General features: G+C 35.4%; 23 protein-coding genes. 14 read left to right on the top strand and 9 right to left on the bottom strand.

The features are described from left to right. A partial coding sequence (locus BAQ44_RS04935) for an RNA-guided endonuclease InsQ/TnpB family protein (RefSeq protein ID WP_145925745.1) occupies positions 1-606 on the top strand: 606 nt, incomplete at its 5' end. Positions 607-758: 152 nt separating this feature from the next. Beyond that, positions 759-1,322 carry a beta-class carbonic anhydrase gene (locus BAQ44_RS04930; RefSeq protein ID WP_061677533.1) on the top strand — a complete coding sequence of 188 codons (564 nt, stop codon included), beginning with the start codon at positions 759-761 and terminating at the stop codon, positions 1,320-1,322. Here BAQ44_RS04930 and yidD read toward each other — a convergent pair. Beyond that, a complete protein-coding gene (gene yidD, locus BAQ44_RS04925; RefSeq protein WP_000809334.1) occupies positions 1,319-1,555 on the bottom strand; it encodes a membrane protein insertion efficiency factor YidD in 237 nt (78 codons plus the stop codon). The genes BAQ44_RS04930 and yidD overlap by 4 nt on opposite strands. A 128-nt stretch (positions 1,556-1,683) precedes the next feature. Here yidD and luxS point away from each other — a divergent pair, with 128 nt between their 5' ends. The 4 genes from luxS to BAQ44_RS04905 all read left to right on the top strand — a co-directional run bounded on the left by luxS (position 1,684) and on the right by BAQ44_RS04905 (position 4,057). Further along, a complete protein-coding gene (gene luxS / locus BAQ44_RS04920; RefSeq protein WP_001141371.1) occupies positions 1,684-2,157 on the top strand; it encodes an S-ribosylhomocysteine lyase LuxS in 474 nt (157 codons plus the stop codon). A gap of 127 nt (positions 2,158-2,284) precedes the next feature. Then, complete coding sequence (locus BAQ44_RS04915; protein WP_071721101.1) at positions 2,285-3,049, top strand: MerR family transcriptional regulator; 765 nt, start codon at positions 2,285-2,287, stop codon at positions 3,047-3,049. Continuing rightward, complete coding sequence (locus BAQ44_RS31645) at positions 3,046-3,741, top strand: DMT family transporter (RefSeq protein ID WP_080467720.1); 696 nt, start codon at positions 3,046-3,048, stop codon at positions 3,739-3,741. Before BAQ44_RS04915 ends, BAQ44_RS31645 begins: the two co-directional genes overlap by 4 nt. Position 3,742: 1 nt before the next feature. After that, positions 3,743-4,057: a DMT family transporter gene (locus BAQ44_RS04905; protein ID WP_061677528.1), complete on the top strand. Its 315-nt coding sequence runs from the start codon at positions 3,743-3,745 to the stop codon at positions 4,055-4,057. 26 nt (positions 4,058-4,083) lie between these two features. Here the strand turns inward: BAQ44_RS04905 and BAQ44_RS04900 are convergent, their stop codons facing one another. From BAQ44_RS04900 to ytzI, 4 genes are read right to left on the bottom strand one after another with little or no spacing between them, the layout of a single operon-like run. Further along, positions 4,084-4,314 carry a YczI family protein gene (locus tag BAQ44_RS04900; RefSeq protein ID WP_071721099.1) on the bottom strand — a complete coding sequence of 77 codons (231 nt, stop codon included), beginning with the start codon at positions 4,312-4,314 and terminating at the stop codon, positions 4,084-4,086. 24 nt (positions 4,315-4,338) lie between these two features. Next, on the bottom strand, positions 4,339-4,569 hold the full coding sequence (locus BAQ44_RS04895) for a YczI family protein (RefSeq protein WP_071721096.1): 231 nt from the start codon (positions 4,567-4,569) through the stop codon (positions 4,339-4,341). 53 nt (positions 4,570-4,622) lie between these two features. Then, on the bottom strand, positions 4,623-4,853 hold the full coding sequence (locus BAQ44_RS04890) for a DUF3953 domain-containing protein (RefSeq protein ID WP_063262099.1): 231 nt from the start codon (positions 4,851-4,853) through the stop codon (positions 4,623-4,625). A gap of 1 nt (position 4,854) precedes the next feature. Beyond that, positions 4,855-5,004, bottom strand: coding sequence for a YtzI protein (gene ytzI, locus BAQ44_RS04885; protein WP_071721094.1), 150 nt, complete (start codon positions 5,002-5,004; stop codon positions 4,855-4,857). A gap of 83 nt (positions 5,005-5,087) precedes the next feature. Here ytzI and BAQ44_RS04880 point away from each other — a divergent pair, with 83 nt between their 5' ends. The 3 genes from BAQ44_RS04880 to BAQ44_RS04870 all read left to right on the top strand — a co-directional run bounded on the left by BAQ44_RS04880 (position 5,088) and on the right by BAQ44_RS04870 (position 6,621). Then, entirely contained in the window at positions 5,088-5,405 is a 318-nt protein-coding gene (locus tag BAQ44_RS04880) for a hypothetical protein (RefSeq protein ID WP_000435821.1), read from the top strand. An 84-nt stretch (positions 5,406-5,489) separates the two neighbouring features. Further along, positions 5,490-5,969 carry an antimutator 8-oxo-(dGTP/GTP)ase gene (gene mutTA, locus BAQ44_RS04875; RefSeq protein ID WP_000276386.1) on the top strand — a complete coding sequence of 160 codons (480 nt, stop codon included), beginning with the start codon at positions 5,490-5,492 and terminating at the stop codon, positions 5,967-5,969. Positions 5,970-6,081: 112 nt separating this feature from the next. Next, the gene (locus BAQ44_RS04870; protein ID WP_071721092.1) at positions 6,082-6,621 is read left to right on the top strand and encodes a DUF3267 domain-containing protein; all 540 of its coding nucleotides are present in this window, start codon (positions 6,082-6,084) and stop codon (positions 6,619-6,621) included. Positions 6,622-6,659: 38 nt separating this feature from the next. Here the strand turns inward: BAQ44_RS04870 and BAQ44_RS04865 are convergent, their stop codons facing one another. After that, positions 6,660-7,334, bottom strand: a complete 675-nt coding sequence (locus BAQ44_RS04865) for an HAD family hydrolase (protein ID WP_071721090.1) — start codon at positions 7,332-7,334, stop codon at positions 6,660-6,662. A 93-nt stretch (positions 7,335-7,427) separates the two neighbouring features. Between BAQ44_RS04865 and BAQ44_RS04860 the strand changes: the two genes are divergently transcribed. Beyond that, positions 7,428-8,540: a hypothetical protein gene (locus BAQ44_RS04860; protein WP_071721088.1), complete on the top strand. Its 1,113-nt coding sequence runs from the start codon at positions 7,428-7,430 to the stop codon at positions 8,538-8,540. A 212-nt stretch (positions 8,541-8,752) separates the two neighbouring features. Then, positions 8,753-8,980 (top strand): hypothetical protein, encoded by a 228-nt coding sequence (locus BAQ44_RS04855; RefSeq protein ID WP_061680464.1) that lies wholly within the window; start codon positions 8,753-8,755, stop codon positions 8,978-8,980. Positions 8,981-9,013: 33 nt separating this feature from the next. Here BAQ44_RS04855 and BAQ44_RS04850 read toward each other — a convergent pair whose 3' ends face one another. The 3 genes from BAQ44_RS04850 to BAQ44_RS04840 are packed head-to-tail and all read right to left on the bottom strand — an operon-like array spanning position 9,014 to position 11,596. Beyond that, positions 9,014-9,820, bottom strand: coding sequence for an ABC transporter permease (locus tag BAQ44_RS04850; protein WP_071721086.1), 807 nt, complete (start codon positions 9,818-9,820; stop codon positions 9,014-9,016). Continuing rightward, the gene (locus tag BAQ44_RS04845) at positions 9,813-10,577 is read right to left on the bottom strand and encodes an ABC transporter ATP-binding protein (protein WP_063262093.1); all 765 of its coding nucleotides are present in this window, start codon (positions 10,575-10,577) and stop codon (positions 9,813-9,815) included. Before BAQ44_RS04845 ends, BAQ44_RS04850 begins: the two co-directional genes overlap by 8 nt. A gap of 11 nt (positions 10,578-10,588) precedes the next feature. Then, positions 10,589-11,596 (bottom strand): ABC transporter substrate-binding protein, encoded by a 1,008-nt coding sequence (locus BAQ44_RS04840; RefSeq protein WP_071721084.1) that lies wholly within the window; start codon positions 11,594-11,596, stop codon positions 10,589-10,591. A 120-nt stretch (positions 11,597-11,716) separates the two neighbouring features. Between BAQ44_RS04840 and BAQ44_RS04835 the strand changes: the two genes are divergently transcribed. From BAQ44_RS04835 to BAQ44_RS04825, 3 genes are all read left to right on the top strand, one after another. Continuing rightward, on the top strand, positions 11,717-12,013 hold the full coding sequence (locus BAQ44_RS04835; protein ID WP_000455571.1) for a DUF3986 family protein: 297 nt from the start codon (positions 11,717-11,719) through the stop codon (positions 12,011-12,013). Between the two features lie 11 nt (positions 12,014-12,024). Next, positions 12,025-12,255, top strand: coding sequence for a hypothetical protein (locus BAQ44_RS04830; RefSeq protein ID WP_063262091.1), 231 nt, complete (start codon positions 12,025-12,027; stop codon positions 12,253-12,255). Positions 12,256-12,680: 425 nt separating this feature from the next. Beyond that, a complete protein-coding gene (locus tag BAQ44_RS04825) occupies positions 12,681-14,825 on the top strand; it encodes an LTA synthase family protein (protein ID WP_071721081.1) in 2,145 nt (714 codons plus the stop codon). Positions 14,826-15,000 lie beyond the last annotated feature (175 nt).

Here is a 15,000-nt window from a genome sequence, read left to right as displayed (position 1 = left end):
AATGAGTCGATTGGTGTGGATGTTGGTTTAAAAGAGCTTTTTGTAGCTTCTAATGGTATGAAAGAACGAAATATAAACAAAGATGCCAAGATTAAAAAACTTTTGAAAAGGAAAAAGTCAGCGCAAAGAGATATGTCTAGGAGATTTAAAAAAGGTGTGAAAATTCAATCTGTTGGATATGAAAAAGCGAAAGCTGAGCACCTGCGGTTATCTAGGAAAATTACGAATATCCGAACTAACCATATCCATCAAGCAACAGCTACATTGGTGAAAACCAAACCAATGAGGATTGTTGTGGAAGACTTATCTATCTCAAACCTGTTAAAAAACAAAAAACTATCGAAAGCATTTTCATTTCAAAAATTGCACTTCTTCTTTCAATGTTTATCATACAAGTGCGAGAAGCATGGCATTGCGTATGTAAAAGCTGATAAATGGTTCGCCTCAAGCAAGATTTGTTCATGTTGCGGAGTAAAATACGACCATTCAGTTCAACCAGAAGGACAGTGGAGTTTAAAGATTCGTGAATGGTGTTGTGCTTCATGCAATAGCCATCACGATAGGGATGTAAATGCGTCGATAAATTTATCAAGATGGGTAAAATAAATGCTTGATAATAGGAGGTAACGATACTGCCTCGTGTGGAGTGTTATACCCCTCGTCCCTTCGGGGTTGCGAGAACACTTTGAAGCACTAACTTGTGTAAATTTGATTGAATTGTATAGATTTAGTTAAGTTTATCGTATCGGTTCCTTACTATGAAGTCATTAGAAGAGATTATGCAGTACAATGAAAAATTCGTTGAAGAGAAAAAATATGAAGAGTTTGTAGCAGGGAAATTTCCAAACAAAAAGATGGTAATTATCTCTTGTATGGATACACGTCTTGTTGAACTATTACCGAAAGCAATGAATATGCGTAACGGTGATGTGAAAATTATTAAAGTAGCAGGCGCTGTTATTTCGCATCCTTTCGGAAGTATTATGCGTAGTATTTTAGTTGCTGTATATGAACTTGGTGCTGATGAAGTATGTGTAGTTGGTCACCACGATTGCGGTATGGCTAAAATTCAAGCGAGCAGCACAATTGAGAAGATGAAAGAACGCGGTGTAACAGAAGAAAAATTAGATACACTTCGTTATTCTGGAATCGATTTAGAACAATTCTTACGCGGTTTCTCTAGTGTAGAGGAAAGTGTAGAACATAGCGTATCAGTACTTCGTAACCATCCGTTACTTCCTGAAGAAGTACCTGTTCATGGTCTTGTTATTCACCCTGACACAGGAAAATTAGATTTAGTTGTGAATGGCTACGACAATTAAGAATTTACTTTGTCATCCTTTTTATCTGGGACAGGATCAAATCCTCCCGGGTGGAAAGGGTGACATTTTAATATACGCTTACAAGTTAGCCAAAATCCTTTCAGGGCACCATGCTTTTGAAATGCTTCTAATCCATAGTGAGAGCAAGTTGGGTAAAAGCGGCACGTTGGTGGTGTCATTGGAGAAATGAATTTTTGATAAAATCGTATAATCCCAATAAAAATCTGTTTCATAATGGTCTCCTTTTCAGCATAGTCTTAAAGTATTATAGCACGACTGTACATAATACTTTACTAATGTTGATTTCCGTTATATCATATTGGATATAACGGAATTAAATTAAAAGCGGGAGAGATGTTGTATGCCATCAGTAGAAAGCTTTGAATTAGATCATACGATTGTAAAGGCGCCTTATGTAAGACATTGCGGAGTTCACAACGTAGGTAGTGACGGTATTGTAAATAAATTTGATATTCGTTTTTGCCAACCGAATAAACAAGCAATGAAACCAGATGTTATTCATACGTTAGAACATTTATTAGCATTTAATTTACGTAAATATATTGATCGTTATCCGCATTTTGATATTATCGATATTTCACCAATGGGCTGCCAAACAGGATATTATCTTGTAGTAAGCGGAACACCAACAGTTCGAGAAATCATTGATTTATTAGAACTAACATTAAAAGATGCGGTTCAAATTACAGAAATTCCAGCTGCAAATGAAACACAATGTGGCCAAGCGAAGCTTCACGACTTAGAAGGCGCACAACGCTTAATGAACTTCTGGTTAAGCCAAGATAAAGATGAACTTGAGAAAGTATTTGGATAAAGTGAAACTGCCTGTGAAAGGGCAGTTTTTTTATTTGTAGAAATATATGTTATGAAGAGTATTGACTTTAACGTATACGTCAAAGTTTATAGTAGGGATAAATAAAGTAAGGTAAAGGGAGGAAATGATGGATAAGTATAGCATTGGCGAAATTTCAAAAGAAACGAATGTAACGACGAGAACACTTAGATATTATGAGGAAATTGGATTGTTAACACCCTCGTATGTTGCCGAGTCAGGATATCGTTACTATTCAAAAGATGATGTAATTATATTGCAGCAAATCACAACTTTTAAAAAGCTCGGCTTTAAGCTTTCAGAAATAAAAGAAGTATTAAAAGAAGAAAAGGGGATTTCAGAAGAAGAAAGATGGAAAAATGCGATTCAAAATGAAATTCAAACGATACAAGGGGAAGTAAAAAGATTACAGGATTTAGAAAAGCTACTATATACAACATTTCATTCCATTGAATTAACAGGAGAGCTTAGAACAGAAGATTTAATGTTATTTATAAAATCCGTACAGGGAATTGATCAGAGGGAGAAATTTTGGAAAAGGTATTTTAATGAGGAAGAGCAGCATATTATTCAGGGCTTACCAACATTTGAAGAAAAAGATAAAAGAACGAAAGAGTGGTTGCAAGTATTAAGAGAAATTCGTGAGCGTATAAATGAACCAGTAGATTCACCAGAAGTTCAACAATTGGCGGAAAAAGTAGTGGGTTTTTCTATGCATGTATTTCAAGAAGATGAACAATTAATAAATAAGTATTGGGAATTAATTAGACCTGAAGAGGGAGAGAGTGCAAAAGTATATGGACTTGATTCGGAAACAATGAAGTATATAGATGAAATGGTAGAGTGTTATTTGAAAAAGGAGGAAGATAAATGACAGCTATGCAAAAAGAGAAGCTATATGGAAAGGAGCACGCGAGATTAGAGCGGCAATACTTTTATAAACATGTGGGTATTTTCATTCTTGCACAGCTTTTATTTATTTTTGTAATAGGACTTGTACCAGCTCAAGAGCTACCAAGTGGATCTTATATTCTTCATATGAAAGAATGGATTTTGAATAAACGAATCGGCTTTTATCAAAATGAAACTATTAATACCATTGTCAGTGTTTGGACATCGGTACTTATGATTCATTTTATATGGGCGATGTCTTACATTCTTTTTCCGAAAAAGAAACGTAGCTCTTCAAAACAAGAAATACGACAAGAAGTAAAAGAAGAAGTGAAAAAGAAAAAGGAGATTAGTACAAATCGGGCTTGGCTGTATTTAGTATTTGGCGGCTTAATCGAAATATATTGGGCAACTGGATTAAAAACAAATTCGATGAGTATTTTGACACTTATTGCAATTTTAGTTAGCTTTCATCTATTAATTGAAGCGACGAAAAGAATCCCAATTGGAACCGCATATGCAGTATTTACTGGAATTGGGACAGTTGGAACGATAGTAGTAGATATTGTGTATTTTAAAGAGCCATTTTCGTTTATTAAAATCTTCCTTGTGTGTTTATTGGCACTATTTATTATCGGATTGAAATTTAGTGGTGGCAAGGAAGAGGTGAAATAAAATGGCGTGGATGTATTTAATTATAGCCGGGCTCCTTGAAATTGTCGGTGTAATTGGGATAAAGAAAGTAGCGAAAGATAATAATTGGACGAATAATATTATTTTAATAGGTGGCTTTATTATTAGCTTTCAATTTTTAACGATGGCGCTTCAAGAAATTCAGTTATCAATTGCATATGCAGTTTGGACTGGAATTGGGACGCTTGGTGCAGCAGTTGTCGGTATTTTATTCTTTCAAGAGCCGAAAAATGCATTTCGGATTATTTGTATCGTTGGAATTATGGGGACGATTATTGGATTGAAAATGGTGAGTTAAAGAAGAGCTGAAATGCTCTTCTTTTTTTATGAAAGTATACTAGACACCCCAACATACAAAACAAAGGCAGAACCGAGAAAATAAACAAATGCTTTTGCTTTTTGCCGCTCTTTTATTTCATCGATTCCAAAAAGGATAAACATAATACTCAAAAGGATAAAAACGTATGGTAACAGCATAGAGAGGTTTGCGAAGAAGCTAAATAGGGCGAGAATAAGTGCGATAGTGGCGATTATAATTCGAATGTTTTTTAACATATAATCCCCCTTTAAATAAACTACTTACCGGAATAGTTCTGAGAAGCTAAGAAATAAAGCACCGGCTCCAGCCATGAAAGCGAGTAAACCGCTAGATTTTCTGTTTTGTTTTATTTCTCCTAGTGCTACAGTGAAAGCCATTAATCCTAAGAAAAAGAACATATAAGGCATTATTTCTCTATTGCCAGTAAAAAATCCATAGATTGCTATACATAAAGCGATAAGTGCAAAAGTAATTCGAACGCCATTTAACATAAAAACCCTCCTTCTATTTTATCCCGCCCGTAAAACCCCGACTGATTAAAGTTTCACTTTATGTAGGTAATGATAAGAACAATCCAAGAGAAAGCTCCAGCAGCAATACAAATAAAGCCTGTTCCTGAATCCTTTTTCTTTATTTGTTCAATTGCGATAAGAAAAAGTAAAGCTCCTAATAGAAATTGTGAAAGTGGTAGAAAGTTATTTTGACCTGTATAGAGCCCAATTGCTGACATAATTATCACAGCGAGTGCGATTACAATGCGAAGTATACGAAGCATATTATGAACCCTCCTTATTATTTTTTGCGTAAGGATTATCTTCTGGTTTATCAACGGAATGTTTATATGCGTAGCCTTTATTAATCGTCATGACGGAGAGTACTAGTATGACTAGGACGATTATAATACCGATAATTAATATTTTGAGCATAAAATCCCTCCTTTTCTTTATTTTACATAATTTTGTAATTGATGAAAACAATAGAAATTAAAAGGATGAAAGAAGGGTGTTACATGGAGCAGAAAAAAACATATTATATATCAATAGGAAACGGTCAAATTTCACAAGTGAAGACGGCGGATACGTATAATTTTGAAATTTCCGCAAGTGATGAGGAAATTACGGAGTTAAGAGAGTACTTCGATCAAGCATATGTAGAGGATTTAGGTTCGTTTGTACGTTCTCACGTTCCATTTGTTGAGTATCATCACGATTCAAATAATGACCGATATGATGAACAACTACAAAAAGCATATAAAATGATTTACGATTTAGGAAATCATGAGACGAAAGAATTAGTCGCGCAAATGGGAATAATCAATGGATTGTAATTGGATAATATTATGCAGAAAAGCGAGAATATGCTACAATTTGTGGTAGGAAAAACTTGTAACCATCAATAGGGGAGTAATGGCATGTACAAATTTAAAGATTATTACCACAACACTGTACAATTATCGTTTGAACGTTATCCATTTTCTCCTGAGCCAAAGCATGTTTGGGTTGTATGCCGGTACGGGGATCAATGGTTATTAACGCATCATTTACGTCGCGGTCTTGAATTTCCAGGTGGTAAAGTAGAACTAGGGGAAACACCGGAAGAAGCGGCAGTTCGAGAGGTTCATGAAGAAACCGGCGGCATCGTTTCTGATTTAACTTACTTAGGACAATATAAAGTATCTGGAAAAGACAAAATAATCATTAAAAACATTTATTTTGCAACAATTAGTGCGGTAGAAGAACATACGCATTACGAAGAAACGAAAGGGTCTGTTTTATTAACAGACATTCCTGACAACATTAAAACGGATAGAAAATTTAGCTTTATAATGCGCGACGATGTATTGGCGCGTACGATGAAACATATAGAAGAAATCGGCTGTTTTACGAAGTAAAGTGGCTGGTTTCTTTTTTTGTGCGTAAGAATAAATGTAAATATATCTTTACATTATTTTGGGTATATTATACAATTTTGTAAAGATATATTTACATTTTAGGAGGGGGAAGATGGATAAAAGAAAAGAAACGACTGTTACTGTTTCGATGGTTAAGTTAAATATCTATTCATTACTTATAATCTTTGCGTTGGCGTTTGGAATTGGTTATTTGCATATATTTCTTTCAGGCGGGGTTCAATTTGACTTTACATTGCCCGTTATGTTTCTTTTGATTATTGGAATGATTGTTCTCATATGTATTCATGAAGCGATACATTTAATAGGATTTCGTTACATCGGAGGCGTGCCGTGGAGTGAGCTGAAATGGGGCGTTAATTGGAAATTAGGTGTTGCATATGCGCATTCTAAACAGGCGATTACAGTAAAGCAAATGAAGAAAGTGTTAATGCTGCCGTTTTTACCAACTGGTATTTTGCCAATTGTATTAGGATTAGCTATGAATCTGGAGCCACTCTCATTTTTAGGAATTCTACTAACAGCAGGTTGCATTGGTGACATTGCCTTATATCGAAAAGTTTCAAAGTTTCCAGGCGATGCGATAGTGAAAGATCATCCGAGTAAACCGCAGTTTACAGTATATGAATTATAAGGGAAGAGGAGGCGTTCGGGAAACGAAGCCTCCTTTTACTATTGTCTTGTTTTTGTCTCCACCTCTAAAAACGAAAGCACCTCCAACAAATCGTTCACTATACGTGGATGCTCAAAATCATCCCAAAATGAATCTCTCTTCCATACACCAAGAATCCCTATTCGTTCAGAACCAAGCACATCGTTTTCTGGATGATCTCCAACGTAAAGACATTCTGAGGCCTTAACGTCTAGCTTTTGCAAAGCTCGTTCGAAAATTTCAGGATGTGGTTTTTTAATTCCTTCTGCTTCAGAAACGAGAATTGTGTTTGTATACGTATGTATGTTTAGTGCGCGAAGATTGTTTATTTGAAAGTCAGTAAAGCCGTTTGTAATAATGCCGATTTTAATATTTTGTTGTGTTAAACGCTGAAGTAATTCATGCATGTTTTGGAAAGGAATACAATGATGTTGAAAGTTGGTAATATAGTCGTGCAGCAGTTGCTCTGGTGTTAAAGTGGTAATGTTGTATTCGCAAAGGAGAGTAGCATATACTTTATCTTTCCACGTATAGCCATTATTATCGAGCTCAAGAAATCGAGAACAATACTCTGATTGTTCTATGTTCATTAAGTGAGAGGCAAAGCGATTATATTGATTATGAATAAATTGTTCTAGAGATTGGCGCCGATCTAATAGTGTTCCATCTAAGTCGAATAGGACTGCTCGAATCATAGGAAACCCCCTTACAGTTTATTTAATTAATTATCGCATATTCTTTAAAAATTGATTATGATATTTTTGTAGAATGGAACGACGGAGGTTTATATGAAGAGACTGTATGGCAAGTTAGTAGGGTTTATCGTCGCAATTGGTTTAATAACAGGATGCGATAGTTCTATGAAGAGTGTGAAGGAAAAAGAAATTTGTAAGATAGAAGAAGAATGCGTGGAAATAGGAGATAATAAACTTCAAAAAGTATATGAAAAAATAGATAGATTATCTGAGCTTGAAGCAGTAGAAGATTATGATATAGAAGAGCATGAAAGTGTGGATATGAAAGGAGCAGATAAGAAAAAAGAAGAAGATGAAAATTACTTCTTTTTAGCTTCTTATTATATTGATGGTGATGAAATTGTAGATCCTTATTTTGAAAAAATAGAACGGAAACGTTTAAATAAAGTATTCGCTGAAGATAAAGAAGCGAAAGAAGAAGTGCTACAACAACGTCAAGATAGGGGCTATCATGAAGACTTATGGGATATGTACCGCACTCTTATCCCAGCTAAATATCGCGGGAATATAACAGAATTCGACTTAATAACGGATGGTTATGACGGTGTTGTTGCCCATGTTATGCCTAGTATGGAGAATCCGAAAGATTGGACGCTAAGCTTAGATACACTTGATTCTGCGGTAAATATCGATGAAGTGATGAAAACATTAATTCATGAGACGGCTCATGTGTTGACACTCGGACATAAGCAAATACCAGTAGATGAAAAGTATTTGAAGGATTTTGAAGAAGATAAAGATATTTCAACGTACAGAAGTAACTGTGAAACGCTTTTCTTACAAGAGGGGTGTGCGAGGGAGAAATCTTATATTAATCAATTTTATAACTCTTTCTGGAAGCCAATTGAGCAGGAGTGGACAGAAAAGAAAGTGGAAGAAAGTGAAGAAACTCAAATTGAATTTTTTAAAGAAAAGCATGAGGAGTTTGTATCACAGTATGGAACGACCAATGTAGCGGAAGATATTGCAGATACGTTTACAGCTTTTATTTTGCAAGATTCCAAAAAGGTGAAAGAAGGATCGGAGTTAAAGTATAAAAAAATTGCGTTCTTCTATCAGTTCCCTGAACTTGTGAAAATGAGAGCGGAAGTGTTGACGGGATTATATGATGTTTCGAAAACGATAGAACAACAAAGTGGACACTAATACGAGTTATATATTTTAGCCAAGAAAACGTAAAGAATTTTAGTTCTTTGCGTTTTTTTGTTGATAAAATTGAAAATTCTGTCTTTTTATAAAAAGAAGAAGGAACTGAAGCTTTAAAAGAGAATTAGTATAAAAATGTCACAAATTAGACACAATTATAATGCGCATATTATAGGGACTAAAAGTTTACTCTCAAGGAGGTAATGAAACGTATGAAAACGATTCTTGCGGTTGCTGGTCTCATTTGGGTAATGTCTCACGGTTTTCCGATTTTTGAAGGAGAGCAAATTCGTAGTGCATTAAATAAAAAGTATGATGATTATCATGTAATAGATCGAAAAGAAAATGTCGTTACAGTACGTGTGAAAGATTGTTTCCATACAGTTACGGTTGCGAATGGCAACGTGACAAATGAAACAAAGATGTGTGATAAAAAGTAAAGAAAGAAGCTGACTATAGTTTATCGCTCTAAGTCAGCTTCTTTTTCGTTTTCCAATTAGAAGTTTTTCAAATGCCTCAACAAACACATACATAAGTGTTGCGAGGACACAGGTGAGTAGTACGCTCAGTAAGACGAGCGTGAAATTAAATACTTGGAACCCGTAACTAATTAAGTAGCCAAGACCTTGTTTAGAGACGAGAAGTTCGCCGAATATAACACCGACCCATGATAAACCAACGTTCACTTTTAACGTTGAAATAATTGCTGGGAAGGATGCAGGGAGAACGACTTGCTTATAACATTGCCACTTATTTGCACCAAATGTGTCCATCACTTTTATATAGTTAGAATCGACTTCTTGAAATGCACTGTAAATAACGAGAATGGTAATGATGATGGAAATGATTACTCCCATTGCAATCGACGAAGAAATATTTGGGCCGAAGATTACAATGATAATAGGTCCAAGTGCCACTTTTGGCATGGCGTTTAAGACGACGAGATAGGGATCGAGTACGCGGGCGAGAAGCGGCATCCACCAAAGAAAAGTAGCGATAATAGCGCCGAGCACTGTTCCAAGAATGAAACCTACTCCCGTTTCAAGTAATGTCGTCCATATGTGGACCCAAAGCGAACCGTCAATCCATTTACTAAGGAAGAGATCCAAAATGCTTGAAGGGGAGCTAAAGAGTAAAGGATCAATCCACTCTTTTTTGCTAGCTATTTCCCATAGTGCAAAGAAAAGAATGAGCAGTAAAAGCTGTAGTGAGCGTGCTAACCATGCGCGCCTGCGTTCTGTTTTCCGAAACTGTTCATGTAGTTGCTTTATATTATCCAAGTCGCTCCAGCTCCTTCCATATATCTTGGAAGAGGGATGGGAAGTCATGGTGGTGGCGTGATTCTAACGGTGATAAGGAACGGATGCTTTCTGGGACGATAAATATTTTTGCAATTTTCCCGGGATTCGCTTGTAGTAAATAAATACGATCACTCATCGCAATGGCTTCTTCAATATCGTGTGTTACAAGTAGTGATGTTTTTTTATAGTTACGTAATAATGTGAAGACGAGATCTTCTAGTTTCAACTTCGTTTGATAATCGAGAGCCGAAAAAGGTTCATCTAGCAATAAAATTTTCGGATCGGTCGCTAACGTTCGAACGAGAGCGGCACGTTGACGCATACCACCGGACAGTTCACGAGGGTATTGCTCTTCTACATCATGTAGACCGACTTGTTTTAAAAGTTGTAAAGTATGTTCTTTCGTCTGTTCATTGTAGATTTTTCGGGTGTGAAGTCCAAGCATAATATTCTCTTCAATTGTTTTCCAAGGGAACAAGTAATCTTGCTGCAACATATACCCCATAGATGAAGTTTTCGTTGTAATGGGCTCACCATCTAAAAAGACGATGCCCTCAATTGGATCAAGTAGCCCAGCAATAATGGAGAGGAGTGTTGTTTTGCCGCAACCACTTGGACCGAGTATAGAAATAAATTCGCCTTCTTCCACTTGTAAACTCATATCTTCGAGAATCAATTTGGCATTTTCTTTTGCGAAAAAGCAGTGAGAAACGTTACGTATTTGTAAAAAACTCATACACTTCGCCTCTATTTCTTAATAACGCTTTCGGCAATTTTTGTATTGACGAGCGCTTCATGTGGAACTTCTTTTTGTAATTCGCCAGCTTCTTTCATAATCGTTTGGAGCTGTTTCCATTCTTCAGCATCTAATAGCGGATTTGTCGCATAAGAATGTTGCTTTTTATAACGTTCAATTACTTTTACTGTAATGTCTTTTGAAGTGTCTTTAAATAACGGAGACACGGCATCAGCGATCTCTTCTGGACTATGTGTATCAACCCATTGTTGTGCTTTATAGAGCGCACGTGTGAATTTTTCAGCAGCATCTTTATCTTTCTTTAAGAAGCTTTCTTTTGCCATGAACGATGTATACGGAACAGTTCCAGATTCATTTCCGAACGAAGCGACGATATATCCTTTACCTTCTTTTTCGAATATACTTGCAGTCGGTTCAAAGAGCTGTACAAATTCCCCAGTACCAGATGCAAAGGCACTTGCAATGTTAGCAAATTCGATGTTTTGAATTAGGTTTGTATCTTTGTGAGGATCAATGCCATTTTTCTTTAAAACGTATTCTCCAACCATTTGCGGCATGCCGCCTTTACGCTGTCCTAAAAACGTAACACCTTTTACGTCATTCCAATTAAAAGAGTCTAATTTTTTACGCGAAACTAAAAATGTTCCGTCTGTTTGTGTAAGTTGTGCGAAGTTAATGACAGGGTCTTTTGCACCTTGTTGATGAATATAAATAGATGTTTCAGAACCGACGAGAGCAATATCAATTCCGCCAGATAATAAGGTGGTCATCGTTTTATCTCCGCCAGCTGTTGTTTGGAGGTCAATATTTAATCCTTCATCTTTAAAAAATCCTTTTTCAATCCCAACATATAACGGGGCGTAGAAGAGAGAGTGGGTAACTTCGCCGATACGAATGTTTTGCGTTTGTTCTTTCGTACTTTCTTTTTTACTACTGCAAGCAGCAAATGTGAAAACAGCTAGTAACATGATGCAAAAAACAGCTATAAATTTTTTCACTATATGACACCTCCTAGAAGTCACTCTACAAGCATGATATGTAGGTAAGTGCCCATATGTGAGTGTAGATAGCAGGAATTTTTTGGGTGATAAAGAAGTACAAATATAAGGGGTGATAAAATGGAGTACGAATATGATGATAGCGTACATTTACATCTTGATTATTTCGGAACAGAATGTGATATGGAATCGATTGCTTATAAGCGGAAGAATGAAGACGTGTGGGATGTGTATTTTAATTTTGGAGCATATGGTCTTCAAAAAGATGAAATCGAGACAGGTAGATTTATGGACGAATATGCTGGTCATTACGTTTTTTCTGTACATGCTCGTGATCTTAGTTGGGAATTTGGAAGTGCTCAATTTGAAGAATGGGTTTTGAGAAATCAAATAGTAGAAAAATCGCTGCAAAAATAGGGAGGAATTTTGTGGTCGATTTTCTCATTTTCTTGTTCATTTTCGTAGTCGGCTTTTTTATTATGCAAGTACTCATTTACCGATTTGCAAAGAAAAACATTCAAAAATATACAAAAATGAAATGGGTTCATATGTGGCTCGAGATGAATATGAAAAAGGGCCCGAGATTAGATCTTTTTGATTTTGTAGTTATTGTACTTGTATGTATTATATGGAAGGTATGGATGTATTCTCTTCTATAATACATATGCTCATGTCTGTTAAAATGAAGGAGAACCTGTCAGTGTTGATAGGTTCTTTTCTTATGGTAATAATTTTGTGAAGCATAGTTCATTTATCCCGCTTTAATGGGCAGTAAGACCCCCACCTCAAAATTCAGCGAAAGCAAAGAAGTTAGGTGGGGGATTAACTGCCCATAAAAGTCCGATTGGTGAGGGCTGATAATCAGTGGGGGATGAAGAAAACCCCCACTGATTAAAGTTTCACTTTATGCTGCTAGAATATAGAGCGAAGAAGGTTCATCCCGTTCAATCTTGAATGGAGCGGACTCATGAAAGTTTCATTGTATTTTTAAGGGGAAATTAAGGATACATGTGTATATTACAAGCACATAGGGAGACTAGCTGTATACAAATATGGTATTTTGTATAGGACAATATGTTTGTTGATGCGAGACGAAGGGGTAAAGGAAAGAGGGAATCAATTGCGTTTTAATGTTTTTACACAGCGACGAAGAAGAGATGAATTTCATTTTAGTTTTTCGGCTCAGCAACCGAGAAAGAATCTATTAATTTCTATCATTCTTAGTGGAATGTGGGCGATCTGTTTAGAAACGCTATTCTTTGTTATGTTAAGGTTTTTCGAATTTGAGAAAACCAAAGAATTTTTCAATGGAACAATACAGCTAAGTATACTCATTATTATTTTGTGGGGTGTACTACTAAACAAGATTCATTTAAATAAAGGTATTGGTCACAAGCTTAGGCCAGCTATTCGAGTTCACATCGTATTATTTTTAATTGCTCATACAATGAGTTGGATGTATATCTTAGTGCAGGAGGATATGAGCCTTCTATTAGTAAATACATGGGTATATTTACAATATGGACAGTATATATTAAGCCTGTTATTTATTTATATGGTATACGTTTTTGCATATAATTTGTTTGGAAGGATTTTCTTAAGTACAACGATAACTAGCTTAGTTTTACTTGTTTTTGTAATGGTGAACCATTTTAAGCTCATCTTTAGAGGAGAGCCATTCTATCCGTCTGATTTCACACAGATTGGTCATATGGATACGGTTATACCGATGGTCATGGATTATTTCAGTTTTTGGAATGTGTTCCTGATGGTAGCTAGTATTGTTTTACTTATCTTTGTAGTTATGTATATAAGAAAGTACATTCCAGTTATAAAATCGCATATTATTATGAGAATTATTTTAGTATGTGGATCTGCGTTTATGTTGTATGCATATAGTAACGCCCCTAATACCTTTATGAATAATATATTTACAAAAGCTGGGGTAGACATCCGCGCGTGGAATCAAGTTATAAATTATAAGGGAAATGGTTTTGTTATAGGGTTTTTAAGTAACTTAGATACGACAGTTATCCAAGAGCCAGAAAAATACTCAAAAGAAAATATGCAGCAAATTGCAAAGGATATAGAGAAGCAATATGGCGGTAAAGTAAAAGGGCAAAAAACGGCAGAGAAGCCGAATATTATATTTATTATGAGTGAAGCATTCTGGGATCCGACAAAATTAGCGAATCTTTCATTTAGCGAAGATCCAGTGCCGAATTTACATCATTATACAGAGAATTTCCCAGGGGGACAAACGATAGCTCCTACATTTGGAGGAAATACAGCAAATACAGAATTTGAAGCATTAACGAGTTACTCGATGAGTCTATTAATGCCTGGTTCTATACCATATCAACAAGCTATCCCAAGTCAGAAAGAAGTTCCATCCATTGCCAGTGAATTGAAAAAGCAAGGATATTATGCAAGTGCAATTCATGCTTTTAATCGATCGTTTTATAAAAGAGATGATGTATATAAAACATTGGGATTCGATAATTTTAATGCAGAAGACACGATGAAAAATACAGAAGTAGTTGGAGATAATGTTAGTGATTTATCTATGAGTAAAGAAATTATAGATGAATTAAAGAAGAGAAAACAACCTACGTTTATTCATGCAGTGACGATGCAAAATCATTTTCCATATACGCCAAATATGTTTGGAGAAAATAAAGTAGAAATTAGTGGATTAACAGAAGAGGAATCGAAGGCAGAGTTAGAAGCATATACAGAAGGGGTAAGATTGTCTGATGAAGCGTTGCAATATTTAATTGAGCAGCTTGATGATTTAGACAGGCCTACTTTATTAGTCTTCTTTGGAGACCATTTGCCTATGTTAGGAACTAATAAATCTATTTATAAAGAAGCAGGATATATAGAGAATGAAGAGACAGTAAGAGAAAGATTACTTATGTCAGAAACGCCATTGTTAATGTACGCAAATTTCGATTTGCCAAATGACAATTTAGGTTTAGTAAGTCCGATTTATTTTTCTAGTCTTGTTTTTGATTATGCAGGATTAAATCAATCACCATTTTATCAATTTTTATCGGAAATGCATAAAGAAATACCAGTTCTTAGAGATGAGTTAAAGGTTAATAAAGATGGAGAAGAGATAACAGATTTAACAAAGGAACAAAAAGAAATGTTAGAGCAATATAAAATGATTCAATATGATTTACTTGCTGGAAAGCAGTATAGTAAAGATATACTTTTTAAATAGAAAAACAAAAAGAACTTGTATAACGATACAAGTTCTTTTTTTTATAGTATTTAACGGGGTAACCAGACAAGCTGGGTTTAGGGAGTATTACCTGTACATTTAGTATAAATGAAAATGTGATCGTTTTATTTATAGATTTGTGAGAAATATGTGAATTTTAGTTCTTATCAAAACT

It is taken from the genome of Bacillus mobilis, from assembly GCF_001884045.1.
Classification (GTDB): domain Bacteria; phylum Bacillota; class Bacilli; order Bacillales; family Bacillaceae_G; genus Bacillus_A; species Bacillus_A mobilis.
The sequence above is the reverse complement of the archived record's forward strand: the minus strand, read 5'-3'. Positions and strand labels throughout refer to the sequence as shown.